Annotated in this window: 16 protein-coding genes; 9 read left to right on the top strand and 7 right to left on the bottom strand. The window is 69.7% G+C overall.

The features are described 5' to 3' along the window. The first annotated feature begins 141 nt into the window (after positions 1-141). From OHN74_RS30645 to OHN74_RS30630, 4 genes are all read left to right on the top strand, one after another. Positions 142-2232, top strand: coding sequence for a M4 family metallopeptidase (locus OHN74_RS30645; RefSeq protein WP_327697803.1), 2091 nt, complete (start codon positions 142-144; stop codon positions 2230-2232). A gap of 349 nt (positions 2233-2581) precedes the next feature. Further along, positions 2582-4243 (top strand): M4 family metallopeptidase, encoded by a 1662-nt coding sequence (locus OHN74_RS30640; protein WP_327697802.1) that lies wholly within the window; start codon positions 2582-2584, stop codon positions 4241-4243. Between the two features lie 162 nt (positions 4244-4405). Beyond that, positions 4406-4918 carry a DUF1990 domain-containing protein gene (locus OHN74_RS30635; RefSeq protein ID WP_327697801.1) on the top strand — a complete coding sequence of 171 codons (513 nt, stop codon included), beginning with the start codon at positions 4406-4408 and terminating at the stop codon, positions 4916-4918. 157 nt (positions 4919-5075) lie between these two features. Beyond that, entirely contained in the window at positions 5076-7046 is a 1971-nt protein-coding gene (locus OHN74_RS30630; protein WP_327697800.1) for a protein kinase domain-containing protein, read from the top strand. A gap of 34 nt (positions 7047-7080) precedes the next feature. Here OHN74_RS30630 and glgP read toward each other — a convergent pair whose 3' ends face one another. Then, on the bottom strand, positions 7081-9729 hold the full coding sequence (gene glgP / locus OHN74_RS30625; protein WP_327697799.1) for an alpha-glucan family phosphorylase: 2649 nt from the start codon (positions 9727-9729) through the stop codon (positions 7081-7083). Between the two features lie 260 nt (positions 9730-9989). Between glgP and OHN74_RS30620 the strand changes: the two genes are divergently transcribed. The 5 genes from OHN74_RS30620 (at position 9990) to glgB (ending at position 19913) form a co-directional block, all read left to right on the top strand. Continuing rightward, positions 9990-11201 (top strand): S8 family peptidase, encoded by a 1212-nt coding sequence (locus OHN74_RS30620; protein ID WP_327697798.1) that lies wholly within the window; start codon positions 9990-9992, stop codon positions 11199-11201. A gap of 223 nt (positions 11202-11424) precedes the next feature. Next, positions 11425-13746 carry an alpha-1,4-glucan--maltose-1-phosphate maltosyltransferase gene (locus tag OHN74_RS30615; RefSeq protein WP_327697797.1) on the top strand — a complete coding sequence of 774 codons (2322 nt, stop codon included), beginning with the start codon at positions 11425-11427 and terminating at the stop codon, positions 13744-13746. Then, positions 13743-15452 (top strand): maltose alpha-D-glucosyltransferase, encoded by a 1710-nt coding sequence (gene treS, locus OHN74_RS30610; protein ID WP_327697796.1) that lies wholly within the window; start codon positions 13743-13745, stop codon positions 15450-15452. Before OHN74_RS30615 ends, treS begins: the two co-directional genes overlap by 4 nt. A gap of 144 nt (positions 15453-15596) precedes the next feature. Continuing rightward, positions 15597-17078, top strand: a complete 1482-nt coding sequence (locus tag OHN74_RS30605; RefSeq protein WP_327697795.1) for a maltokinase N-terminal cap-like domain-containing protein — start codon at positions 15597-15599, stop codon at positions 17076-17078. Positions 17079-17471: 393 nt separating this feature from the next. Further along, on the top strand, positions 17472-19913 hold the full coding sequence (glgB, locus tag OHN74_RS30600; protein ID WP_443060583.1) for a 1,4-alpha-glucan branching enzyme: 2442 nt from the start codon (positions 17472-17474) through the stop codon (positions 19911-19913). 92 nt (positions 19914-20005) lie between these two features. On the opposite strand, the gene OHN74_RS30595 is transcribed toward glgB, so the two are convergent. The 6 genes from OHN74_RS30595 to OHN74_RS30570 all read right to left on the bottom strand — a co-directional run bounded on the left by OHN74_RS30595 (position 20006) and on the right by OHN74_RS30570 (position 25510). Continuing rightward, a complete protein-coding gene (locus tag OHN74_RS30595; RefSeq protein ID WP_327697793.1) occupies positions 20006-21451 on the bottom strand; it encodes a cytochrome in 1446 nt (481 codons plus the stop codon). 114 nt (positions 21452-21565) lie between these two features. Continuing rightward, the gene (locus OHN74_RS30590) at positions 21566-23860 is read right to left on the bottom strand and encodes a HelD family protein (RefSeq protein WP_327700339.1); all 2295 of its coding nucleotides are present in this window, start codon (positions 23858-23860) and stop codon (positions 21566-21568) included. A gap of 138 nt (positions 23861-23998) precedes the next feature. Continuing rightward, positions 23999-24130 (bottom strand): hypothetical protein, encoded by a 132-nt coding sequence (locus OHN74_RS30585; protein WP_327700476.1) that lies wholly within the window; start codon positions 24128-24130, stop codon positions 23999-24001. Between the two features lie 45 nt (positions 24131-24175). Then, entirely contained in the window at positions 24176-24490 is a 315-nt protein-coding gene (locus OHN74_RS30580; protein WP_327700338.1) for a thioredoxin family protein, read from the bottom strand. Between the two features lie 14 nt (positions 24491-24504). Beyond that, positions 24505-24933 carry a MerR family transcriptional regulator gene (locus OHN74_RS30575; protein WP_327700337.1) on the bottom strand — a complete coding sequence of 143 codons (429 nt, stop codon included), beginning with the start codon at positions 24931-24933 and terminating at the stop codon, positions 24505-24507. Between the two features lie 61 nt (positions 24934-24994). Continuing rightward, positions 24995-25510 (bottom strand): Lrp/AsnC family transcriptional regulator, encoded by a 516-nt coding sequence (locus OHN74_RS30570; protein ID WP_443060474.1) that lies wholly within the window; start codon positions 25508-25510, stop codon positions 24995-24997. Between the last annotated feature and the right edge of the window lie 53 nt (positions 25511-25563).

The following is a 25563-nucleotide window of genomic DNA, read 5'->3' as shown; positions in this document are numbered from 1 at the left end:
CCACGGCACCTTCACAGCGGCTCCACAGGCATACCGCTGTGTTCTTCGCCGCGCATCCTCACGCACCTGTTCTGCCCCGGACGGACGACCACCGTTCGGTCCCCCCTGGCCGCTCGACCAGCGGCCAAGCAGAAGGAGTCAGTGTTGAGACGCCAGTCCCACAGACGCGCCCCCCACGCAACCTCCCACACCAGCTCCACCGAGTTCTCCCGCTCCACCCAGCGACGGGTCGCCACCGGCGCCCTCGTCGCGGTAACAGCCCTACTGGCAGCGGCAGTTCAGTCCGGTGCCGCCACCGCAGCCCCGGAGAAGGCACCGTCGGCCGCGGGCAAGGTCATACCGGGCGCCGAGTCCGTCAAGCTGTCCCCCGCCCAGCGCGCCGCGCTGCTGGCCGAGGCCAACGCCACCAAGGTGGAGACGGCCAGGGAACTCGGTCTGGGCGCCAAGGAGAAGCTCGTCGTCCGTGACGTCCTCAAGGACGGCGACGGCACCGTGCACACGCGCTACGAGCGCACCTACGACGGTCTGCCCGTCCTCGGCGGCGACCTGGTGGTCGACACCGCCAAGTCGGGTGCCACCGAAGGCGTCGTGAAGGCGTCGCGGGCCACCATCAAGGTGGCGTCCCTGACGCCGAGGATCGCCGCCGCGAAGGCCGAGAGCCAGGCGCTGGGCGCGGCGAAGGCGGAGGAGGCCAAGAGCCCCGACGTCAACAAGGCGCCGCGCAAGGTGATCTGGGCGGCGAGCGGTACCCCCGTCCTCGCCTACGAGACGGTCGTCGGCGGCTTCCAGCACGACGGCACCCCGCAGGAGCTGCACGTCATCACGGACGCCACCTCCGGCGCGAAGCTGTTCGAGTGGGAGGCGATCGAGACCGGCACCGGCAACACGGTGTACAGCGGCACGGTCAACCTCACCACCACGCAGTCGGGTTCGACGTTCAACCTGACCGACGGCGCGCGCGGCAGCCACAAGACGTACAACCTGAACCGCGGCACCTCCGGCACCGGCACCCTCTTCTCGGGCCCCGACGACATCTGGGGCAACGGCCTCGCCTCCAACCTGGAGTCGGCCGGCGCGGACGCCGCCTACGGCGCCGCACTGACCTGGGACTACTACAAGAACGTGCACGGCCGTTCCGGCATCAAGGGCGACGGTGTGGGCGCCTACTCGCGCGTCCACTACGGCAACAACTACGTCAACGCCTTCTGGTCGGACAGCTGCTTCTGCATGACGTACGGCGACGGCTCGGGCAACGCCAACCCGCTGACGTCGATCGACGTGGCCGCGCACGAGATGACGCACGGCCTCACCTCCAACACTGCCGGACTCAACTACAGCGGTGAGTCGGGCGGGTTGAACGAGGCGACCTCGGACATCTTCGGCTCGACGGTCGAGTTCTACGCGAACAACTCCTCCGACGTCGGTGACTACCTCATCGGCGAGGAGATCAACATCAACGGCGACGGCACGCCGCTGCGTTACATGGACAAGCCGAGCAAGGACGGCTCGTCCAAGGACAGTTGGTACTCGGGTATCGGCTCGATCGACGTGCACTACTCGTCCGGCCCGGCGAACCACTTCTTCTACCTGCTGAGCGAGGGCAGCGGCGCCAAGACCATCAACGGCGTCAGCTACAACTCGCCCACCTCGGACGGGCTCGCGGTGACCGGCATCGGCCGGGACAAGGCGGAGAAGATCTGGTTCCGCGCGCTCACCACGAAGTTCACGTCGACCACCAACTACGCGGCGGCCCGCACCGGCACCCTCGCGGCGGCCGGTGAGCTGTACGGCACGACGAGCGCCGAGTACACGGCCGTGCAGAACGCGTGGGCCGGTATCAACGTCGGTACGCGTCCGGGCGGTGGTGGCGGTGGCGGAACGGTGTTCGAGAACACCGCCGACGTATCGATTCCGGACAACGGGGCGGCGGTCACGTCGTCGATCACCGTCTCCGGGCGGACAGGCAACGCGCCGGCAAGCCTCCCGGTCGCGGTCGACATCATCCACACCTACATCGGCGACCTTCAGGTGCAGCTCATCGCGCCCGACGGCACGGCGTACACGCTGAAGGCGTACGGCACCGGCGGCAGCACGGACAACATCAACACCACGTACACGGTGAACGCCTCCTCCGAGGTCGCCAACGGCATCTGGCAGTTGAGGGTCCAGGACAACGCGGCCCAGGACACCGGCCGGATCAACGGCTGGAGTCTCACGTTCCCGACGGCCTGAACACACCGCCCGTAAGGGCCCGTTCAAGCACCGTTCAGGACGCGTAAGCGGCAGGGCGCCGCCCCGGTGGATCTACTCACCGGGGCGGCGCTTCCTTTGCCGCCCCCGTACTGCGCTTTTGTTGGCACCGTGCCCGGTCTTTGTTGTCGCTTTACCAAGATCGCGCCGTGTTACATACATGAAACGTTCGCCGGACAGTCGATTTTCGGCCAACATCACTTTGGGGTCCTGACATGTACGCGCCCCCAATGTCACTCTTCCAACGCACGCCGCAGCAGCACTCCAAGTTCACAAGCACTTCCGGGTGTTCACCCCAAGACCGCCCGGAACCCCCACAAAAGGAGTCCGCGTGACCCCCCTCTACGCGCGTCACAAGCGAACCACCCTGGCCATCGCCACCGCCGTCGCGGCCGGAGCCCTCCTCACCACCGGTCTGACCACGGGCGCCTCCGCGGAGAGCGAGCCGGCCGGCGCCAAGGCCAAGGTCTCCGCCGTCCCGGTGACGCTGTCTCCCGCCGCGCGCACGGCCCTCATCAAGGAGGCCGCCGCCGAAGCCCCGGCGACCGCCGACGAGATAGGCCTCGGCGCCAAGGAGAAGCTCGTCGTCCGTGACGTCGTCAAGGACGCCGACGGCACGCTGCACACCCGCTACGAGCGCACCTACGCGGGCCTGCCGGTCCTCGGCGGCGACCTCGTCGTGCACGAGAACGCGGCCGGCGTGACCAAGGGCGTGACCAGAGCGCACAACGCCGCCATCAAGGTCACCGACCTCACCCCCGAGGTCACCACGGCCGCCGTCGAGAAGCAGGCCGTCACGCTCGCCAAGAAGGCCGGCTCCACCAAGTCGGCGGCGTCCGACGCCCCCCGCAAGGTGATCTGGGCTGCCTCGGGCACCCCGACCCTCGCCTACGAGACCGTCGTCGGCGGCCTCCAGGAGGACGGCACCCCGAACGAGCTGCACGTCATCACCGACGCGGCCACCGGCAAGAAGCTGTACGAGTACCAGGGCATCGAGACCGGCACCGGCAAGAGCCTCTACTCGGGCACCGTCTCGCTGAGCACGACGCTGTCGGGTTCGACGTACCAGCTGACCGACGGCACACGCGGCGGCCACAAGACGTACAACAAGGCGCACGGCACCAGCTCCTCCGCCGGCACCCTGTTCACCGACGCCGACGACACCTGGGGCACCGGCGCGGCCTCCAGCTCGACCACCGACCAGACCGCGGCCGTCGACGCCGCGTACGGCGCGCAGAAGACGTGGGACTTCTACAAGGACACGTTCGGCCGCTCCGGCATCAAGAACAACGGGGTCGCCGCCTACTCCCGCGTCCACTACGGCAACGCGTACGTCAACGCGTTCTGGGACGACAGCTGCTTCTGCATGACATACGGCGACGGCGAGGGCAACGTCAACCCGCTGACCTCGCTGGACGTGGCCGGTCACGAGATGACCCACGGCGTCACCGCCAACACGGCGGGCCTCAACTACTCGGGCGAGTCCGGCGGCCTGAACGAGGCGACGTCCGACATCTTCGGCACGGCGGTCGAGTTCTACGCGGCGAACTCCTCCGACGTCGGTGACTACCTCATCGGCGAGGAGATCGACATCAACGGCGACGGCTCGCCGCTGCGTTACATGGACCAGCCGAGCAAGGACGGCGGCTCGGCCAACTACTGGTCGTCGACGGTCAAGAACCTCGACGTCCACTACTCGTCGGGTCCCGCGAACCACTTCTTCTACCTCCTCTCCGAGGGCAGCGGTTCGAAGACGATCAACGGGGTCAGCTACAACTCCCCGACGTACAACAGCTCCACGATCACGGGCATCGGCCGCGCCAAGGCCGTCCAGATCTGGTACAAGGCGCTGACCACCTACATGACGTCGACGACCAACTACAAGGGCGCCCGCACGGCGACCCTGTCGGCGGCCTCGGCCCTGTACGGCGCCAGCAGCACCGAGTACGCGGCGGTGAACGCTGCCTGGGCGGCGGTCAACGTCACGGCGTGACGAGTGACGCGTGCCGCTCGGCATGAGCGGCGGGTGAGCAGGTGACCGGCGGGGCGGTACCCGGAACGAAGGCATTTCCGGGGACCGCCCCGTCGTACGTGCGTCCGTATCGCGCACCCCGCCGCGAAGCCGCCCGCACCCCCCGCCCTACCCTTGGGTCCCATGTCCTTCACGTACGCGGAGGTCGGCGCGACCCGCGAGCGCGGCTTCCGTTGCCCGCCCGGCTTCCACCCCATGCATGTGCGCACCCGCCTCGGTGAGGGCGAGGAGGTCTTCCGGCGTGCCGCCGAGGCCGTCCTGACCTGGGAGATGCACCGCGCGATGGGCGTGGGCATCGACGCCGGCTCCGAACGGGCGGCACCGGACGTCGATGTGACCGTCACCCTCGCCGGCGTCATAAAGGCCCCCTGCCGTGTGGTCTGGACGGTGGAGGAGTACCGCCGCGCCGGCTGGGCGTACGGCACCCTGGCCGGTCACCCGGAGTGCGGCGAGGAGTCCTTCGTCGTGGACCGCACGGGCGACGGCACGGTGTGGCTGACCATAAGCGCGTTCAGCCGCCCCGCGAAGTGGTACACCAAGGCGGGCGGTCCCGCGACCCGGGGACTGCAGCATGCCTATGCGCGCCGGTGCGGGCTGGTCCTGCGGCGGCTGTGCGGGGGATACGAAGAGGACTGACGCGTCCGACGCGGACCGCCGGCCGACTCCCCCACACCGAGGCGGGCCGACGGCTGCGCGAATTCCTGGCCGAGGAACCGGCCCAACTCCCCGTTTCGCACAGGTGTGCTGCGCTAATCTCTCGGTCACCCGTGCCACGCGAGAGACCAGGGCCCTCATGCCACCCGAGCACCGCAGCCGCACCGAAGAGATGGCCTATGCGGCAGCCGGTATGGAACCGCCTCCCGTGGTCCCGCTGCGCAGGAACGATCCGCGGCAGGCGGGCCCCTACCGGTTGGAGTCGCTGCTCGGCAGCGGCGGCATGGGCCGGGTCTATCTGGGCCGGGACGTCACCGGCGGAACGGGCCCGGCCGCCGTGAAGGTGATCCGCCCCGAGTACGCGGAGGACCCGCTCTTCCGCAAGCGTTTCGAGCGGGAGGTCGGCGCGCTGGACAGCATCCAGGGCGCGCACATCGTGCGGCTGCTGGGCAGCGGCTGTGACGAGGACCTGGTCTGGGTCGCCACCGAGTACATACCGGGGCCCACGCTCTCCGACGTCGTCAACGCGCGCGGGCCGATCGATCCGGCGGCGGCCTGGCGGCTGCTGGCCGACGTGGGGCGCGCGATCGAGGCCATCTGGCAGGCGGGGCACGTCCATCGCGATCTCAAGCCGTCCAACGTGATCCTGGGCGCCGACGGTGCCCGCGTCATCGACTTCGGCGTCGTCCAGGCCCCCGACGGCACCACGATCACCGCCACGGGCCAGAACGTCGGCACCCCCGCCTACATGTCCCCGGAGCAGGCCAGGGGCCGCGAGGTGACCGCCGCCTCCGACGTCTTCTCGCTGGCCTCGACCCTGACGTACGCCGTCACGGGGCACGCGCCGTTCGGTGAGGGGACGGGCGTGGACGTCCTGTTCGGGGTGGCCTTCGAGCCGCCCCGCGAGGAGATCCTCGACCAGGTGGCGGCCGTCGACGCGGAACTGGCCGCGTTCATCCGCACCTGCCTGGACAAGGATCCGGAGCGGCGCCCCCTGCCGGAGACCGTGTTCAGGACGGCCATCGGGCAGCAGCTGTCGGCGCCGTCGCCCGCCCGCACGAGTCGGCCCCGGCCGAAGGGCCTGCCCGAGGCGCCGCCCCCGGCCGCCGAACCCACCACGACCGCAACGCCCGCCACACCCGCGAGGCGCGGAAGTCGCAGGAGAGTGACGGCAGTTGCCGTCGCCGCGGCAGTCGTCCTGGCCGCCGGAGGCATCACCCTGGCACTCCTGGGACAGGACGACGACCGGACACCGACCGCCGCCGCTCCCGACACCGGCACCGGCACGGCGCCGGTCGCGGAGCCGCCGACATCCCCGCCCACGGCGCAGTCCGCGTCCGCCACCCCGCGCAACGCGGCTGCGCCCACCACTCCCTCGAAGCCGGTCGACCGAACACCGGAGCAGGAGTCGAGCCCTACGACCGACCAGAACCCCGCGACGCTGGACCTCCGGTCCGCCACGTGCGCCGCGGAACTCGCGCCGGGAGCCGACGGCGACTGCGTCGAGAGCCTGCAACTCCTCCTCGGCGGCCACGGCCTGTACGTCACGGTGGACGGCCGGTTCGGGCAGGAGACCCTCGCCGCGGTGAGGGCCTTCCAGACCGAGGCAGGGGTCGCCGTGGACGGCAGGGTCGGCGCCCAGACCAAGGAGGCCCTGTACGCCACGGCCCGCGGACAGGTCCGCACCGGTTCACTGACGGTTGTCGAGAACAACGGCGCCCTGGTCGCCAGATGCCTCGATGCCCGCGACAGCCCGACCGTCGGGGTGTGGACATGCAGGGGCACGTCCACCCAGAAGTGGGCCCTGTACCGCGTGCCCGGTCCGGCCGCCACGTACCTCGTCGTCAACCAGGGCACCCACCGCTGCCTGGACGCCGACGCGGGCACCAGTTCCGCGAACGGCCAGAAGATCGGCGCCAGAGCCTGCGACGGTCTGAGCGCCCAGCACTGGCGGCTCGGCGACGCCGGCGAGAACGACGGCCAGACACTCGTGAGCATCCCGAACGGCTACTGCCTGGACGCGGAGGCCGCCACCTCGGGCCAGGAGGGCCGGGCGGTGCAGGGCTGGAGCTGCGCGGCCAACAGCAACCAGGCGTGGAGCTGGTCCTGACACACCGCCAGGACCAGCCGACCAGGTCCGGCGGTCACCGCATCAGAACGCCGGCCCCCTCCCCCAGCTCTTCCGAAGGCACCGCCACCAACCCCATCTCCGCGCTGGACGCCAGCAATCGGTGCGCCGGCAGAATCCGGACCGTGTAGCCGTAGGGCCCCGTCCGATGCAGCGACAACGGCCCTTCGTACATCCAGCACCCTTCCTGGTCCGGCCCGCCGACCGCCTTCAGCGGCACCGTCGTCGCGTCGGTGATGCTGTCCTGCGAGTCCACCCGCCCCGAGACCGCCTGGACCTCGACGTCGTCCGGAGCCAGTTCACCCAGTCCCACCCGGACGCGGAGCGAGAGCGTGCTCCCCAGTTCCGCCGTCAGGGCGGGGGCTGTCGCCGCCGAGGTCTCCACGTGGTCGACCGTCACCGTGTGCCAGGCGGCGCGGACCCGGGACTTCCAGCTCGCCAACTCCCTTGCCGTGTCCGGGGTCATGGTGCGGTGGGCACGGGCCGCGGGGGCGTACAGGCGCTCCACGTACTCGCGGACCATCCGGCCGGCCAGGACCTTCGGGCCCAGGTGGGTCAGGGTCTCGCGGACCATCTCGATCCAACGGTCGGGCAGGCCGGTGTCACCGTGCTCGTAGAAGCGCGGGGTGACGCGCTGCTCCAGCAGGTCGTACAGGGCCGCGGCCTCCACGTCGTCACGGTGGTCGGGGTCGGTGCCCGCGACGCCGTCCGCCGTGGGGATCGCCCAGCCGAAGTCCGGCCGGAACCATTCGTCCCACCATCCGTCCAGGACCGAGAGGTTGAGGCAGCCGTTCAGCGCCGCCTTCATACCGCTCGTCCCGCACGCCTCCAACGGGCGCAGCGGGTTGTTGAGCCAGATGTCGCAGCCCGGGTACAGCTTCTGCGCCATCGCCATGCCGTAGTCCGGGAGGAAGACGATGCGATGGCGGACGCGTGGATCGTCCGCGAAGCGCACCAGCTCCTGGATCAGCCGCTTGCCGCCGTCGTCCGCCGGGTGCGCCTTGCCCGCGATGACGATCTGGATCGGCCGTTCCGGGTGGAGGAGCAGATCCAGCAGTCGGTCGCGGTCACGCAGCATCAGGGTCAGGCGTTTGTACGAGGGAACCCGGCGCGCGAATCCGATGGTCAGGACGTCCGGGTCGAGCACTCCGTCGATCCAGCCCAACTCCGCGCTGCCCGCGCCGCGTTGACGCCAGGACGCCCGCAGCCGTTCTCGTACCTCCACCACCAGCTGCTCGCGCAGGGACCGTCGTAGCTCCCAGATGTCCTGGTCGGGGATGTCCGCGACGGCGTCCCACCGGTCCGAGCCGCCGACCGTCAGCGCGTCCTCGGTGCGTTCCACGCCGATCTGGCGGGCACCGAGTCTGAACACCTCCGGGGCGACCCAAGTGGGCGCGTGCACACCGTTGGTGACCGAGGTGATCGGGACCTCGGCCGGGTCGAAGCCCGGCCACAGTCCCGCGAACATCTCCCTGCTCACCTGGCCGTGGAGGAGGGACACGCCGTTCGCCTGGCGCCCCAACCGCAGGCCCATCACGGCCATGTTGAAGAGGTTCGGCTCGCCGCCAGGGTAGGTCTCCATGCCCAGGCTCAGGACGCGTTCCACGTCTATGCGCGGGAGTTCGGCGTCGGAGCCGAAGTGGCGGGCGACCAGTTCGCGGTCGAAGCGGTCGATGCCGGCCGGGACGGGCGTGTGCGTCGTGAAGACCGTCCCGGCGCGGACCGTTTCCAGCCCGGCGTCGAAGTCCAGCCCCTTGTCGCAGAGTTCGGCGATCCGCTCCAGGCCGAGGAAGCCCGCGTGGCCCTCGTTGGTGTGGAACACCTCGGGGGCGGGATGGCCGGTGAGGCGGCAGTACGTCCGGACCGCGCGCACTCCTCCTATGCCGAGCAGCATCTCCTGGAGCAGCCGGTGCTCGCTGCCGCCCCCGTACAGCCGGTCCGTGACGCCCCGTTCGCCGAGGTCGTTCTCCTCCACGTCCGAGTCGAGGAGGAGCAGGGGCACACGGCCCACCTGTGCCAGCCAGATCCGGGCCCGCAGCGACCGGCCGCCGGGCAGGGCCAGGGCGACCTGGGCCGCGGAGCCGTCGGGTTCCTTGAGGAGGGCGACGGGGAGTTCGTTGGGGTCGAGGACCGGATAGTGCTCCTGCTGCCAGCCGTCCCGGGAGAGCGACTGGCGGAAGTAGCCGTGCCGGTACATGAGTCCGACGCCGATCAGCGGTACGCCCAGATCGCTGGCCGATTTCAGATGGTCCCCGGCGAGGATGCCCAGGCCGCCGGAGTACTGCGGCAGGGCTGCCGTGATACCGAACTCGGGTGAGAAGTAGGCGACGGCGGCAGGGAGTTCACCTCCCTGGCCCTGGGTCTGCGCCTGCGTCTGGTACCAGCGGGTGCCGGTGACGTAGTCGTGCAGGTCGTCGGCCGCCTCGGTGAGGCGGCGCAGGAAGCGGTGGTCCTCGGCGAGTTCGGTGAGCCGCTCGGGCGAGAGGCTGCCGAGGAGCCGTACGGGGTCGCACTCCGAGTCTGTCCAGCGCTCGGGGTCGACGGACTGGAAGAGTTCGCGGGTCTCCGCATGCCAGGACCAGCGCAGATTGCGGGCCAGGTCACTGAGCGGCCGGAGGGGCTCGGGGAGAACGGGACGGACGGTGAACCGACGGATCGCCTTCACATGCCACCTCGGTGGTCGTGCGTGATGTCAAGCCTGTACATACCGGGACGCACGACCATGTGCGTCCCGTCATCATCCCCTTGACGGTATCGGTGAGGGAGCGTGGGAACCATGGCGCGTATTGCGCGCCCCCCGTCAGGGCCGACTGCCGATATGGCCGATTCCACCCCCGTAGGCCACCTTGTGACACTTCTCCCCACACGAGAGGCTGCCCAGAAGGCCGCCCGGCGCTGGCGGCCGAGGAGGGGGGAACTCCAGGCATGAAACGGACGCGTACCAGACGTCTGCGCTGGGCGGCGGGCCTGACCACGGTGACCGCGGTCTCGGTGCTCTCGGTCACCGCACCCGCCCAGGCCGCCCCGGAGGGGCGCATAGCCGGCGCCGGTGAACCCGGCTCCGTCGGCGGAAGTTACCTGGTGACACTCAAGGGAGGCACGACGGCTTCGTCGGCGGACGGCAGAAGTCTCGCCGCGAAGTACGGGGCGAAAATAAGCCACATCTACAGCACCGCCCTCAACGGCTACGCCGTTCAGGCCAACGAGCAACAGGCCAGGCGTCTCGCGGCGGACTCCCATGTGGCCTCGGTCGCCCAGGACACCCGGATCACCTACGAACGCGCCGCTGAACGCGGCCGCCAGAATCCGCCGTCCTGGGGCCTGGACCGGATCGACCAGGCAGGGCTGCCGCTCGACGGCAGCTACAGCTGGCCGAAGTCGGCGGGCAGGGGCGTCACGGTGTATGTGATCGACACCGGTATCCGTATCTCGCACAAGGACTTCGGCGGGCGGGCGAGCTACGGCTGGGACTTCGTCGGCGGCGACAGATGGGCCGGCGACGGAAACGGCCACGGCACGCATGTCGCGGCGACGATCGCCGGCTCGGCCCTCGGTGTCGCGAAGAAGGCCAAGGTCGTCTCCGTACGGGTCCTCGACAACGCGGGCGGCGGTACGACGGCGCAGGTCATCGCGGGTATCGACTGGGTGACGAAACACGCCAGGAAGCCCGCCGTCGCCAATGTGAGCCTCGGCGGCTACCGCAACACCCAACTGGACACGGCCGTACGGAACTCGATCGCGTCCGGGGTGACGTACACGGTCGCCGCCGGCAACGCCGGGGAGCCGGCGGAGACCTACTCGCCGGCCGGGGTCAAGGAGGCGATCACGGTCGGCGCGACCGGGCCGACGGACGCCCGGGCCGACTTCTCGAACTGGGGACCGGCTCTCGACCTGTTCGCCCCGGGTGTCTCGATCACCTCTGCGTCGTATGCCAGCGACACCGGCCGGGTGACCTATTCCGGTACGTCGATGGCGGCGCCGCACGCGGCGGGCGCGGCGGCCCTCTACTTGGCGGATCGACCGAAATCCACTCCGGCGCAGGTCGCCAAGGCTCTGACGACTCTGGCGACGCCCGGGAAAGTCTCCGACAAGAAGGCCGGTTCACCGAACAAACTCCTGCGTACACCGCTCCCCTAGGAGCACTGTGCTGTTGTCGGCCCCGTCCGCCGGACGGGGCCGATGTCGTTCTCCGACCTGGCTGATCCTGGGTGCAGACATACGCGCGAGTAGTTAGCAAAGTGCCGGATTGCCTACCCGAATAGGGTGGGAAGGCTCCCCCGGTACACGACTGGGGTACACCACGCAGGACACCCTCCCCACATCCATCCGCCCACCCACGTTGACGCGGACAGGAGCGGTAATGCCCGCCACGCACCACTCGTCACCACCCTCGACGCCCACCACCTCGGGCACACCACCGATACGCCCGACGGACAGTGCCGTCCCACCGGCCGCGCCGGAGACACCCTCTCCGGCTCCGGAGGCTTCGTCCGCCGCCCGGCCCACGGCTCCGGAGCAACCCTCCGACCCCGGTCCGACGGCCCGCGACACCCGCTCCGCCAAGGGCGGGCCGGCCCCGGGCGCGCCCTCGGCCAAGGGCGAACCGGCCACAGGCAAACAGTCCGCCACCACCCCTCCAGCCGCGAAACCGGCCGCGGCCCCCCAGGGCGCCCCGCCCGGCCCCGCGGTCACGGGCACCGCGGTCGGCCGTATCCCCGTCCTGGACGTCCGGCCCCTCGTCATGGGCGGGCGCCGTCCGGCGAAGGCGGTGGTCGGCGAGGCCTTCGAGGTCTCGGCCAGCGTCTTCCGCGAGGGCCATGACGCGGTCGCCGCCAACGTCGTGCTCCGCGACCCGAAGGGCCGCCCCGGCCGCTGGACGCCTATGCGCGAACTCGCCCCGGGCACCGACCGCTGGGGCGCCACCGTCGAGGCCGACGTGCCCGGCGACTGGACGTACACAGTGGAGGCGTGGAGCGACCCGGTCAGTACCTGGCGGCATCAGGCGGGCATCAAGATCCCGGCCGGGATCGACACGGAACTGGTGCTGGAGGAAGGCGCGCAGCTCTACGAGCGCGCCGCCGCCGGCGTACCGAAGAACAAGGGCAAACGGGACGTGGTCCTGGCCGCCGCCGAGGCCCTCCGGGACATCGGACGCCCTGCACCGGCCCGCCTGTCGGCCGCCCTCACCCCGGCGGTGGACAAGGTGTTGCGTCGGTATCCGTTGCGTGAGCTGGTCACGTCGAGTGAGGCGTTGGCGCTGACGGTGGAGCGGGAGCGGGCCCTGTACGGGGCCTGGTACGAGTTCTTCCCGCGTTCCGAGGGCACGCCGGAGCAGCCGCACGGGACGTTCCGGACGGCGGCGCGGCGGTTGCCGGCGATCGCCGCGATGGGTTTCGACGTCCTCTACCTGCCGCCGATCCATCCGATCGGGCACACCTTCCGCAAGGGTCCCAACAACACGCTGTCGGCGTCGGCGGAGGATGTGGGGGTGCCGTGGGCGATCGGTTCCGAGGCGGGCGGGCACGACGCCGTACACCCCGACTTGGGGACGCTGGAGGACTTCGTCTTCTTCGTCGCGGAGGCCGGCCGGCACGGGCTGGAGGTGGCGCTGGACTTCGCGCTGCAGTGCTCGCCGGATCATCCGTGGGTGCAGAAGTATCCGCAGTTCTTCCATCACCGGCCGGACGGGACGATCGCGTACGCGGAGAACCCGCCGAAGAAGTACCAGGACATCTATCCCATCGCGTTCGACGCCGATCTGCCGGGTCTGGTCGCGGAAACCACCCGGGTGCTGCGGCACTGGATGGCGCACGGGGTGCGGATCTTCCGGGTCGACAATCCGCACACGAAGCCGGTGTTCTTCTGGGAGCGGGTGATCGCGGACATCAACGGCACCGACCCGGACGTGATCTTCCTGGCGGAGGCGTTCACCCGGCCGGCGATGATGCACACGCTGGCCCAGGTCGGTTTCCAGCAGTCGTACACCTACTTCACCTGGCGCACGGGCAAGGCGGAGCTGACCGAGTACCTGACCGAACTGTCGGGTGAGGCGGCGGCGTACATGCGGCCGAATTTCTTCGTCAACACCCCCGACATCCTGCACGCGTATCTTCAGCGGGGCGGCCGTCCGGCGTTCGAGGCGCGTGCCGTGCTGGCCGCGACGCTCTCGCCCACCTGGGGCATCTACAGCGGCTACGAACTGTGCGAGAACACCCCCCTGCGCGAGGGCAGCGAAGAATACCTGGACTCCGAGAAATACCAACTCCGGCCCAGGGACTGGGAATCGGCCGAGCGTGACGGACGCAGCATCGCGCCACTGATCGGCAAGCTCAACGCGGTCCGGCGGCGCAGCCCGGCCCTGCGGCAACTGCGTGACCTCCACTTCCACGACGCGGACCAGGAGGCGGTGATCGTCTACTCGAAACGCCGGGGATCGAACACGGTTCTGGTGGTCGTGAACCTCGACCCTCACCACACCCAGGAGGCGACGGTCTCGTTGGACATGCCGCAACTCGGCCTGGACTGGCACGAGTCCTTGCCGGTGCGCGACGAGCTCACCGGTGAGACCTACCAATGGGGCAGGACGAACTACGTGCGCCTGGAACCGGGTACGCGCCCCGCGCACATCCTGACCGTCCTGCGACCGTCCACCCCGCAGATCGGAGGGTCACCCACAACATGATCGTCAACGAGCCTGTCCCGGACACCTTCGAGGACACTCCCGCCAAGGACCGGGACCCCGAGTGGTTCAAACGCGCCGTCTTCTACGAGGTCCTCGTCCGTTCCTTCCAGGACAGCAACGGCGACGGAATCGGCGACCTCAAAGGCCTCACCGCCAAACTCGACTACCTCCAGTGGCTCGGCATCGACTGCCTGTGGCTGCCCCCCTTCTTCAAATCACCCCTGCGTGACGGCGGCTACGACGTCTCCGACTACACCGCCGTCCTCCCCGAGTTCGGCGACCTCGCCGACTTCGTCGAATTCGTCGACGCCGCCCACCAACGCGGCATGCGCGTCATCATCGACTTCGTCATGAACCACACCAGCGACCAGCACCCCTGGTTCCAGGAATCCCGCAACGACCCCGAAGGCCCCTACGGCGACTACTACGTGTGGGCGAAGACGGACGACCAGTACCAGGACGCCCGGATCATCTTCGTCGACACCGAAGCCTCCAACTGGACCTTCGACCCGGTCCGCAAGGAGTACTACTGGCACCGCTTCTTCTCCCACCAGCCCGACCTCAACTACGAGAACCCGGCCGTACAGGAGGAGATCATCTCCGCGCTGCGGTTCTGGCTAGACCTCGGCATCGACGGCTTCCGCCTCGACGCCGTCCCCTACCTCTACCAGGCCGAGGGCACCAACTGCGAGAACCTCCCGGCCACCCACGACTTCCTCAAGCACGTGCGCAAGGAGATCGACGCCCACTACCCCGACACAGTGCTCCTGGCGGAAGCGAACCAGTGGCCCGAGGACGTCGTCGACTACTTCGGCGACTACGGCAGCGGCGGCGACGAATGCCACATGGCATTCCACTTCCCCGTCATGCCCCGCATCTTCATGGCCGTACGCCGCGAATCGCGCTACCCCGTCTCCGAGATCCTCGCCAAGACCCCCGCCATCCCCTCCCACTGCCAGTGGGGCATCTTCCTGCGCAACCACGACGAACTGACCCTGGAAATGGTCACCGACGAGGAACGCGACTACATGTGGGCCGAATACGCCAAGGACCCGCGTATGCGCGCCAACATCGGCATCCGCCGGCGGCTGGCCCCGCTCCTGGACAACGACCGCAACCAGATCGAGCTGTTCACGGCCCTGCTGCTGTCGCTGCCCGGATCGCCGATCCTCTACTACGGCGACGAGATCGGCATGGGCGACAACATCTGGCTCGGTGACCGCGACGCCGTCCGCACCCCCATGCAATGGACCCCCGACCGCAACGCCGGATTCTCCTCCTGCGACCCCGGCCGCCTCGTCCTGCCCACGATCATGGACCCCGTCTACGGCTACCAGGTCACCAACGTCGAAGCCTCCATGTCCTCCCCCTCCTCGCTCCTGCACTGGACGAGGCGCATGATCGAGATCCGCAAACAGAACCCCGCCTTCGGCCTCGGCTCCTACACCGAACTCCCCTCCACCAACCCCGCCGTCATCGCCTTCCTCCGCGAACACAAGGACGACCTCGTCCTGTGCGTCCACAACTTCTCCCGCTTCGCCCAACCCACCGAACTCGACCTACGCGCCTTCAGCGGCACACACCCGGTCGAGCTGATCGGTGGAGTCCGCTTCCCCGCCATCGGTGAACTGCCCTACCTCCTCACCCTCGCAGGGCACGGCTTCTACTGGTTCCGGCTGCGGAAGGACGGGAAGGACGCCGCGTAGTCCACGGTGTGGACGGTCGGACCACACGGCCGTAGACGCCACGCAGTACGCGTCGTACGTTTCGAACCCCGGCGGGCCGGTTTCTCCCGTCCCGCCCGGGGCACGCATCAGTCACACCCCGCCCCGGGGAAAGGACGCGACGCCATGTCGGAAGCCATCACCCGCTCCGCCACGACAAGTCCCGACCTCCTCACGTCCCTGGAACCACTGCTGCGCGAATGGCTGCCGAGGCAGCGCTGGTTCGCCGGCAAGGGACGTCCGGTCACCGACTTCTCCCTGGTGGCGGCCACCGAACTACTGCCGGTCACCACCCAGCTCGGCCTCTACCACCTCCTCGTACGCGCCCATCAGCCCGCGTTGCAGGGCCCCGGGGACTGCTACCAGCTCCTCATAGGCGCGCGCGAGGCGCTGCCACCCCGGCTGGCGCCCGCGCTGATCGGACACGTCGACCGGGGTCCGCTGACCGGACGGACGGTGTACGACGCCCTGTACGACGCCCGGCCGGCCGAGGTGCTCCTGGAGGCGATGCGAACCCGGGCCCGGATCGGCGCGCTGCGCTTCGACCGGGACGGAGACGCGGACGGAGACGGGAAGGGGGGCGGGAACGGGGGCGGCAAGGGCGCTGCCGGGGACGACGGCGAGGGCGAGATACCGGCGGGGCTGGTGGCCCGGATGGTGACCGCGGAGCAGTCCAACTCGTCGATCGTCTATGGCGATACGTTCATCCTGAAGCTGCTCCGCCGGGTCATGCCGGGCGTCAACCCCGACCTGGAACTACCGCTGGCGCTCGCCCGCGAGGGCTGCCCCCGGGTTCCGGCCCCGGTGGCGTGGATACACACCGACGCCGACGCGGCGACCGGCCCCGACGCTGACACGAACGCCGATAGGAACGCCGACGACAGTTACGTACTCGGCGTCCTCCAGCCCTTCGTGCGGGGTGCCTCCGACGGCTGGGAGCTGGCCCTGCGTGAGCTGGCCAAGGGGGAGGACTTCAGCGCGGAGGCGCGCGCACTCGGGCGGGCCACCGCCGAGGTGCACATGGCTCTCGCCCGCGCCCTGCCCACCGTGACCCTGGGACACGCGCAGCTGCGCCCACTGATCGACGGCATGATCGAACGCCTGGACGCGGCTGTCCGGACGGTACCGGCCCTCCACCCGTACGCGCCCGGTCTGCGCTCGGCCTACGAGGCGCTGGCCGATCTCGCCGCCGAGGGCCAGACCTGGACGGCCCAGCGCATCCACGGCGATCTGCACCTCGGACAGTGCCTGCGTTCGCCGTCCGGGGAGTGGTCGCTGATCGACTTCGAGGGCGAGCCGTCCAAGCCGCTCGCGGAACGGCGGCTGCCGCAGCCACCGGCCCGGGACATCGCGGGCATGCTCCGCTCCTTCGACTACGCGGCCCACTCGCTCCACCCCCGGCTGCCCGGCTGGGCAGCGGTGTGCCGGGCCGCGTACTGCGCCGGATACGCGGAGACCGCCGGCCGGGACCCGCGTACCGATCCGGTCCTGCTGCGGGCGTACGAGACGGACAAGGCGGTGTACGAGGTGGTGTACGAGGCGCGGCACCGCCCGGACTGGCTTCCGGTACCGATGTCGGCGGTACAACGCCTGGCCGCGCCCGGCTGACCTCCCGCGACACCCCGCCCCGCGTCACCTTCCTCGCCCTGCCTCCCCTCCGAAAGGCCCCCGCCCGTGACCCCGCACTCCCCGTCCAGCGGCTCGAAGAACCCGAAGAAGACGTCCGCGAAGAAGGACCCTGGGAAGAAGGCGGAGAAGCGGGCAGCGAAGGAGAAGGAGGCGGTGGCGAGGCAGGCGGCAAAGGAGTTGGAGAAGACGTTGGAGAAGAAGTCGAAGCCCAAGCCGGAAACGACACCACCACAGACGGCCCAGAAGACAAACCCGGAGACGAACCCGGAGCCAGTCACGGAGCCGGTCACGGAGCCGGTGGTGGTTGCGGAGTCGGTCGCGGTTACGGAACCGGGAACGATCACGGAACCGGGGCCGGACACGGTGACGGGGATGGAACCGGACACGATCACGGAGCCGGAACCGGTGACGGTGACGGAACCGGGCACGATCACGGAGCCGGACACGGTGACGGAACCGGAACCGGTGACGGAACCGGACACAGCCACGGTGACGGAGCCAGCGACGGCGGCGAAGCCTGTCACCGTCGCGGAGGCGGAGCCGGTGGCGGTGGCGGAGCCGGTGGTGGCGGAGAAGTCCGCCCCGCGACCGGGCGACGAGGCCACTCCGGAGGAGTCCGCTCTGCTCTCCTCCCCCGCGCTGGACGCCGCCGACCGCCAGCGGCTGCTGGCCGGCACGCATCACGACCCGCACTCCGTCCTGGGCGCGCATCCGCTGCCGGGTGGGGTCGCCTTCCGGGTGCTGCGGCCCTACGCCCGGTCGGTGACCGTCGTGGCCGGGGATCTGCGGGCCGAACTGCACGACGACGGCGACGGCTTCTTCTCGGGGGCGCTGCCGCTGCGGGGCGTCCCGGAATACCGGCTGGTCATCTCGTACGAGGAGCATGTGCAGGAGACCGAGGACGCGTACCGGCTGCTGCCCTCGCTGGGCGATCTGGACCTGCATCTCATCGGCGAGGGCCGCCACGAAGAGCTGTGGAAGGCGCTGGGCGCCGAGCCGATGACCCACCAGGGCGTCACCGGCACCCGCTTCGCCGTCTGGGCGCCGAACGCGCGCGGAGTACGGGTGACCGGGAGCTTCAACTTCTGGGACGGTACGGCGTATCCAATGCGGTCGCTGGGCGGCACCGGGGTGTGGGAGCTGTTCGCGCCGGGCGTCGGCGAGGGCGAGCTGTACAAGTTCGAGATCACTCGCCAGGACGGCTCGAAGACACAGCGCGCGGACCCGATGGCCCGTCGGACCGAGGTTCCGCCCAACACGTCGTCCATCGTGCACAGTTCGCGCCACGAGTGGGAGGACGGGGAGTGGCTGGCGCGGCGGTCGCGGGTCCCGGCGCACGAGGGCCCGCTGTCGATCTACGAGGTCCATCTGGCGTCCTGGCGACCAGGCCTGACCTACCGTCAGCTGGCGGACCAACTGCCCGCCTACGTAAGGGACCTGGGCTTCACGCATGTGGAGCTGATGCCGGTGGCGGAGCACCCCTTCGGCGGTTCGTGGGGCTACCAGGTCACCGGTTTCTACGCACCCACGGCCCGCCTGGGCACTCCGGACGACTTCAAGTACCTGGTGGACGCCCTCCATCGCGCCGGCATCGGCGTACTGATGGACTGGGTCCCGGCCCACTTCCCGCGCGACGACTGGGCGTTGGCCGAGTTCGACGGCCGCTCACTGTACGAGCACTCGGATCCGCTGCGTGCCGCTCACCCCGACTGGGGCACCCTGGAGTTCGACTTCGGCAGGAAGGAAGTCCGCAACTTCCTTGTGGCGAACGCAGTTTACTGGTGCGAGGAGTTCCACATAGACGGCCTGCGGGTCGACGCGGTCGCCTCGATGCTCTACCTCGACTACTCGCGCGAGCCGGGCCAGTGGGTGCCGAACGAGCACGGCGGCCGGGAGAACCTGGACGCGGTCGCCTTCCTCCAGGAGATGAACGCCACCGTGTACCGGCGGGTCCCGGGGGTCGTGACGATCGCCGAGGAGTCCACGGCATGGGACGGTGTCACGCGGGCCACGCACCACACGGGCCCCGGCGGCTTCGGCGGCCTGGGCTTCGGTCTGAAGTGGAACATGGGCTGGATGCACGACTCGCTCGGCTACGTCCAGCACGACCCGGTCCACCGCAAGCACCACCACCACGAGATGACGTTCTCCATGGTGTACGCGTACAGCGAGAACTACGTCCTGCCGATCTCCCACGACGAAGTCGTCCACGGCAAGCGGTCGCTGGTGTCGAAGATGCCGGGCGACTGGTGGCAGCAACGGGCCACCGAGCGGGCGTACCTGGCGTTCATGTGGTCACACCCCGGCAAGCAACTCCTCTTCATGGGCCAGGAGTTCGCCCAGGGCGCGGAGTGGTCCGAGGCCCACGGTCCCGACTGGTGGCTGCTCGACCCCGCCTACGGCGCCGAGGCCGACCACAGGGGCGTACGGGATCTGGTCCGCGACCTGAACATCGTGTACCAGGACACCCCGGCCCTGTGGCAGTTGGACACGCATCCTTCGGGCTTCGAGTGGCTGGTCGGGGACGCGGCCGAGGACAACGTCTTCGCCTTCGTCCGCTACGACACGGAGGGCACCCCTCTCGTCTCGGTCAGCAACTTCTCCCCGGTCGTCCGGAGCGACTACCGCATCGGCGTCCCGGACACGGTCCCGGCCTGGCACGAGACCCTGAACACGGACGCCTCCCGGTACGGCGGCGGCGACATCCACAACCCGGACCCCCTGAAACCGGACCCCCAGCCCTGGCACGGCCGCGCGGCCAGCATCCGCGTGACCCTGCCACCACTGGCAACGGTGTGGCTGCGCCCGGCGTAAGGCGCCACTTCGGCCCGTCCGGGGGCGCAGCCCCCGGGGGACGGGACGGGTAAGTGCGGCGGGGGCGAAACACCCCGCCGCGCACCCCCGTCTCACCGCCCCCCGAACATCAACCTCCGCAAGGCCCCCAACAACCCCTTCAACTGCCCGTCCCCGCCGGACACCCCCGCCTCTCCCACGCCACCCGCGTCTCCCTGCCGACTTCCGACACCGACACCAGTAGCGGTATCAACCGTCCCAAACCCCTGCCCCGCCCCCCGCGCACTCAACTCGTACCGAACCGGCAGCAACCGCAGCCCCCGCACCACCGGCCCCGAACGCCACGGCAACTGGTCCGCCGGCAACGTCAGTTCCGCCTTCTCCAGGTGATCGAAGATCCGCCCCACCGCCGTACTCACGATCATCCCGCCCAACTCCCGCGCCGCACTGGGACACTGATGCGCCCCGGCCCCCCATCCCAGATGCGCCCGTGTACTCACCGTCGATCCGACCAGGTGAGACGTGCCGATCGCCATCAGGTCCCCGTGCGCCGCCGCAGCCGACGGTGACACGATGTCCCCGCCGCGGATCCAGAAGTTCCCCAACGCCACATCACGTGCCGCGAACCGGAAGCACATGTTGGCCACCGGCGGATTCACCAGCGCCGCCCGGTTCACCGTCTCCCCGAGCTGCCCGGCGGACAGACTGCGCCGCACCGTCGCGTTCCCGCGCAACACCTCCAGCAGCGTGTTCAGCACCATGTTCCCGGTGATGTCGTTCAGGTACACGGCGTTCATGAACAGCTCACGCCCCAACTGCTCGTCCGACAGCTCCGGGTCGGACAGCAGCATGTACGACGTCAGGTCGTCCCCGGGCCGGGCCCGCCGGTGCGCGGCCAGCCTTGTCATGGCGGCCAGCGCCCGCCCCGTCGCCGGCCCCGCGTCCGGCCCGCCGTCCAGCATCCGCCACAGGTCCATGACCAGCTCGTCCCCGAGCTCGACAGGGCATCCGAAGAGCTTCGTGGTGACCATCAGCAGCAACGGCCTTGTGTACTGCGCCCCGAGGTCGGCGAACCCCACCGTGCCCGACTCGGCCGCCAGCATCCCGATCAGCTCGTCGGCGTACCGCGCGACGGTCGCCCGCAGCTCCCAGCCCTGCGGGGTGTGTCCGTCCTGGAACGGCCGCAGAGCCGAGTGATGGGTGTGCCGGGCGGCGAGATGCTCCTCGTCGTCCATGAACATCGTCTGCCGCACCTCGTAGCCCGCGAGCAGCGGCCAGCCCGGGGGCAGCAGTCCCTGCGCCCGGGCCCTCCAGTACCGCACGTCACGCCGCCACACACTTTCGTTCCGCAGTACCTCCAGCACCTCGCGGTAGTCGAGAACCAGCCACACCGGTACGCCCATCAGGCCCACCGGCGCCACGGGTCCGTAGGTGCGCCGAAGCCGCGCGTAGACGCCGCCCGGGTCGGCGTCGAACTCCGACGTCAACAGCGGTTCCACGGGCAACGACTCAAGCGCCGGGCTGTCGACAGGTGCGGTCGCGAACGGGTGGGCTTCCATACGCACACGCATACCGCACCGGCCGTGCACGTGCAGTGACCATGGCGCGAACTGTTACGTCTTGGTGACCCTAGGTGTACGCGCTCCGCAGTGCATCCGGCCGCCCGCCACCCCTCAGGTCCCGAGTGCGGTCAACGCCACCGGCAACTCCCCCTGGTGCAGCACGCCCACGCGCTGAGTGGCCCGGGTCAGCGCGACATACAGGTCACTCGTCCCGAAGGCCCCCGGTTCCACCACCAGCACGGAGTCGAACTCCAGCCCCTTGGCCTGCCGGGGATCGAGCAGCACGACATCCCGCGTCAGATCGGGCTCCGCCCCCGCCTCCACACCGTCCAGCCGCGCCGCCAGCTCCCGGTGCAGCTCACGCGGCGCGATCACGGCGAGCCGCCCCTCGTCGGGCGCCAGCTCGCCGACGGCCTTCTCCACGGCCCCCGCGAGATCCGCGCGATCACCGTCGACGGCACGCACCCACGGCCGTACCCCGGTCGACCGTACGGACCTCGGCGGCTCGAAGTCCGGGCGCTCCGCCCGCACCACGGCCGCCGCGACGTCCATGATCTCGGCCGGTGTGCGGTAGTTGACGCCGAGTCGGGCGTGCTCCCAGCGGTCCTGGACGTACGGCGCGAGGATGTCCTCCCAGGTCCCGACGCCGCCCGGCTCGGCGGTCTGCGCGGGATCGCCGACCAGGGTCATCGACCGGGTCGGGCTGCGCCGCATGAGGAGCCGCCACGCCATCGGCGACAACTCCTGTGCCTCGTCGACGATGATGTGCCCGAACGCCCAGCTCCGGTCTGCCGCCGCCCGTTCGGCGGCGCTGCGCAGGTCGTCCTCCTCGTGCCGCTCGGCGAACCGCTCCGCGTCGATGATGTCGTGTGCGGACAGCACCTCGGAGTCCTCCGCGTCCAGGTCCTCGAACTCATACGTACGAGAGGCGTAGGAAACGTCCAACACGCCTTGCGCATAGGCGACTTGGCTGCTGCGTTCGCGCTCCGCCCGCGCCCGGGCCACCCGGTCGTCCTCGCCGAGCAGCTCCGCTGCCTCGTCGAGCAGTGGTACGTCGGCCGTCGTCCAGGCCCGGGTGACGGGCCGCCGGATGGCCTCGGCGTCGGCCTCGGACACATACCCCTCAGGTGCGGCGAGGAAGTCCGCGAGCAGTCGCCGCGGGGTGACGCGGGGCCACAACTGGTCGATGGCTGCCCAGACTTCACGGTTCTCGGCCAGGTCGTCGCGGATCTGGGTGATGTCGCTGGGGTCGAGGAGGTTGCTGCCGTCGTAGGGGTCGGTGCCGATCCGCTCCGCCAGCATCTCGGTGAGGGTGTTGAGGATGTGTCCCTCGAAGTGTTCACGCGCCACGTTGTGCGGCAGCTTCGCCTCGCGTGTGCGTTCCCGCGCCATGCTCACCAGTCCGGCGTCGAGCATGAGGATGTCCCGGTCGTGCTCGATGGCGATGACCGGGTCGGGCAGGGCCTGCCGGTCCCGTACGACGGCTGCCAGCACGTCGGCCATCCCGGCCCGCCCCTTGACCGTGGCGGCTTCGGCCGTGTCGGCCGCGGTGGCCTTCACGCCCGGGAACAGCTCGCCGACGGTTGCCAGCAGCACACCGGTCTCCCCGAGCGAGGGCAGCACCTCACCGATGTAGCCGAGGAAGGCGGGGTTGGGCCCGACGATCAGCACGGCCCGCTTGGCGAGGAGTTCACGGTGCTCGTAGAGCAGATAGGCGGCCCGGTGGAGCGCGACGGCGGTCTTGCCGGTACCGGGCCCGCCCTCCACCACCAGCACACCTCGGTGCGGGGCACGGATGATCTCGTCCTGCTCGGCCTGGATGGTCTGCACGATGTCGTTCATCCGCCCGGTGCGGGCGGAGTCGAGGGCGGCGAGCAGTACGGCATCGCCGGAGGGGTCCTCGTAGCCGGTGCGCAGCTCGTCCCCGAGGTCGAGGATCTCGTCGTGCAGTCCGGTGACGTGCCGCCCGTCCGTACTGATGTGCCGACGCCGGCGCAGCCCCATCGTGGTGTGCCCGGTGGCGAGATAGAACGGCCGGGCCACCTCGGCCCGCCAGTCGATGAGCATCGGGGTGCGCTCGGCGTCGTCGGCGCGCAGTCCGATACGGCCGATGTGGTGGGTGACACCGGAGGTGAGATCGATCCGCCCGAAACAGAGCGACCCGTCGACGGCGTTCAGCGCGGCGAGCAGCCCCGACCGCTCGGCGACGAGCACATCCCGTTCCAGCCGGGCCTGCATCGGCGTACTGCCCTGCGCGAGCGCGTCCGTGACGGAGTGCTCGGTGTCGCCGCGCAGGGCGTCGACGCGGACGTAGAGCCCGTCGACGAATTCCTGCTCACTCCGCAATTCATCGTGAGTTGATTCCGTGTTTGCGCCCCTGTTTGACAATTCCGCTCCCGCTCGGATATACTCTGCTCAATGAACTTATCGCGACCCAATTCCATGAAAGTCGCGAACCATTGAATATACGCAAAGAAATCCCCCGAGCGCAATCGCTCGGGGGATTTCTTTTGTTTCCGCCGACAGTCGTCGGCGGTCACGGGTTCACCGGCCCCGGTGGACGACCTCGATCTCGCCGACGACGTGGGCGTTGAACTCGTCCAGCTCCTCGGCCGGCACCCGCAGTTCGAGAATCGTCCGCCCGCCCGCCTGCTGGACGGGGAACCAGCCGGCCATCGGAGTCGTTCTCACTCTCCGTCAGGTCATTGCATGGTGAGTGCGTCAGACCACGTCGGACAGCTCCTCCAGCAACCGCCTTTTCGGGCGGGCGCCCACCATCGACCGCACCGGCTCGCCGCCCCGGAACACCATGAACGTCGGCATGGACAGCACCCGGTACGCGTTGGTCGTCAGGGGGTTGAGATCGACGTTCAGCTGGACCACCTTCAGCCGGTCGGACTCCTCCGCCGCCAGAGCGCTCAGCACCGGGGCCATCTGGCGGCACGGTGGGCACCAGTCGGCCGTGAACTCCACCAGGACCGGCAACTCCGCCCGGATCACCTCCGCCTCGAAGTCCGCGTCCGTCACCTCGGCCACACCCGCTGCCTTGATCATCGCGTTCGTCCTCCCCATTCGCATGCCGGTTCCGGGCCGCCCGGAACCGTCGCCTCGGCCGCCAACTCGTCGCGCGCCCGCTCGGCCCGCGTCAGCTGTTCGCCGACCTTCGCCCGTACCGACTGCAACTCGCCGATCAGCGCGTCGAGTTCGTCCAGCTTGCGGCGGTAGACGGCGAGTGACGCCGGGCAGGAGTCGCCCTCCGGGTGGCCCGCCCGCAGGCAGTCCACGAAGGGCCGGGTCTCCTCCAGGTCGAACCCGAAGTCCTGGAGCGTCCGGATCTGCCGGAGCAGCTTCAGGTCGTCCTCGTCGTAGGCGCGGTAGCCGTTGTCCGTGCGCCGCGCGGGCAGCAGCCCCCGCGACTCGTAGTACCGCAGGGTCCGTGTGGTGGTCCCGGCCCGCGCCGCAAGCTCCCCGATTCGCATGCCGATTCGCATACGTACGAACGTAGTCCTTGACGCCGACGTCAAGGCAACCTCTGGCGGCTCATCCCGGGGGCAGCAGCGGCTTCCCCTCGACCGGGGACGACAGCACGATCGACGTCGTCGTGCGGCCCAGCGCCGACGTCTGTTCAAGGACGTCCTCCAGATGGGCCGTGTTCTCCACCGCCACCTTGAGGATCCAGCAGTCCTCGCCGACCACGTGGTGCACCTCGGTGATCTCGGGACGGGCGAGCAGCTCCAGGGTCCTGGGGTGCTTCAGGGTGTAGCCGCCGTGCGGGTCGACCCGGATGAAGGCCTGGATGCCGTAGCCGAGGCGCGCGGGGGCGACGCGGGCGCCGTATCCGGTGATCGCGCCCGCCGACTCCAGCCGGCGTACGCGCTCCGTGACCGCCGCCGGACTCAGCCGCACCCTCCTGCCCAGCTCGCTCAGCTTGATCCGGCCGTCGGTCTGGAGGTGCTCCAGGATCTGCCGGTCCAGCGCGTCGAAGGCCACCGACGTTTCGTTGGCGGCGGCTCGCGACTGCCGTGGTTCTTTCGGTACCCCGGCCGGATGTCCCATGACTCCCCCTTCAGAACTTGTTCGTGCGCCAGGAGAATTATGATCGCAATCGC

The sequence above is a fragment of the Streptomyces sp. NBC_00459 genome, assembly GCF_036013955.1.
Taxonomy (GTDB): domain Bacteria; phylum Actinomycetota; class Actinomycetes; order Streptomycetales; family Streptomycetaceae; genus Streptomyces.
Note: the sequence above shows the minus strand (reverse complement) of the source record. Positions and strands in the feature narration are given on the sequence as shown.

Bases quoted from the DNA above. Each gene is read 5' to 3' on its own strand.
- OHN74_RS30635 (WP_327697801.1), top strand. From the start codon at position 4,406: ATGTCCTTCACGTACGCGGAGGTCGGCGCGACCCGCGAGCGCGGCTTC.
- OHN74_RS30630 (WP_327697800.1), top strand. From the start codon at position 5,076: ATGCCACCCGAGCACCGCAGCCGCACCGAAGAGATGGCCTATGCGGCA.
- OHN74_RS30620 (WP_327697798.1), top strand. From the start codon at position 9,990: ATGAAACGGACGCGTACCAGACGTCTGCGCTGGGCGGCGGGCCTGACC.
- OHN74_RS30615 (WP_327697797.1), top strand. From the start codon at position 11,425: ATGCCCGCCACGCACCACTCGTCACCACCCTCGACGCCCACCACCTCG.
- treS (WP_327697796.1), top strand. From the start codon at position 13,743: ATGATCGTCAACGAGCCTGTCCCGGACACCTTCGAGGACACTCCCGCC.
- OHN74_RS30605 (WP_327697795.1), top strand. From the start codon at position 15,597: ATGTCGGAAGCCATCACCCGCTCCGCCACGACAAGTCCCGACCTCCTC.
- glgB (WP_443060583.1), top strand. From the start codon at position 17,472: ATGGAACCGGACACGATCACGGAGCCGGAACCGGTGACGGTGACGGAA.
- OHN74_RS30595 (WP_327697793.1), bottom strand. From the start codon at position 21,451: ATGGAAGCCCACCCGTTCGCGACCGCACCTGTCGACAGCCCGGCGCTT.
- OHN74_RS30585 (WP_327700476.1), bottom strand. From the start codon at position 24,130: ATGGCCGGCTGGTTCCCCGTCCAGCAGGCGGGCGGGCGGACGATTCTC.
- OHN74_RS30575 (WP_327700337.1), bottom strand. From the start codon at position 24,933: ATGCGAATCGGGGAGCTTGCGGCGCGGGCCGGGACCACCACACGGACC.
- OHN74_RS30570 (WP_443060474.1), bottom strand. From the start codon at position 25,510: ATGGGACATCCGGCCGGGGTACCGAAAGAACCACGGCAGTCGCGAGCC.